The 345-nt window shown below is 36.8% G+C and carries 1 protein-coding gene; it reads left to right on the top strand.

Annotated features, from left to right (window positions below; genetic code table 11):
- Positions 1-5 precede the first annotated feature (5 nt).
- A complete protein-coding gene (locus AOA61_RS32725) occupies positions 6-179 on the top strand; it encodes a LysM domain-containing protein (protein ID WP_099600890.1) in 174 nt (57 codons plus the stop codon).
- Positions 180-345: the final 166 nt, after the last annotated feature.

Genomic DNA, 345 nt, shown 5'->3' with positions numbered 1-345 from the left:
ATTCAATGTCTAACGGTGATGTGGACGTTGTTTATCACACTGTTCAACCAGGTAACACGTTTTATAATATCGCAGCCGTTTACGACGGAGTATCAGTGGACGATATTTTTGAAGCGAACCCGAATATTGATCCTTACTTCTTAAGAGAAGGATCACAAGTCACAATCCCGTTAGAATAACGAGAGACTACTAAATGTAAAGACCCTGCTATAACTAGCAGGGTCTTTTTTAAGATAAAGTTTCTTCTGATTTACGCTCCAGTATCTTGGTTAATCATGTCCATGTCACCAGAAAATTCCCGTTTCATATCTTCCTGATACTTTTTAATTCTTTTATCTGTTATTT

The organism is Pseudomonas sp. 2995-1 (assembly GCF_002742505.1).
In the GTDB taxonomy this organism is placed as follows: Bacteria; Pseudomonadota; Gammaproteobacteria; order Pseudomonadales; family Pseudomonadaceae; genus Aquipseudomonas; species Aquipseudomonas sivasensis.
This window is presented reverse-complemented; position numbering and strand designations above follow the sequence as displayed.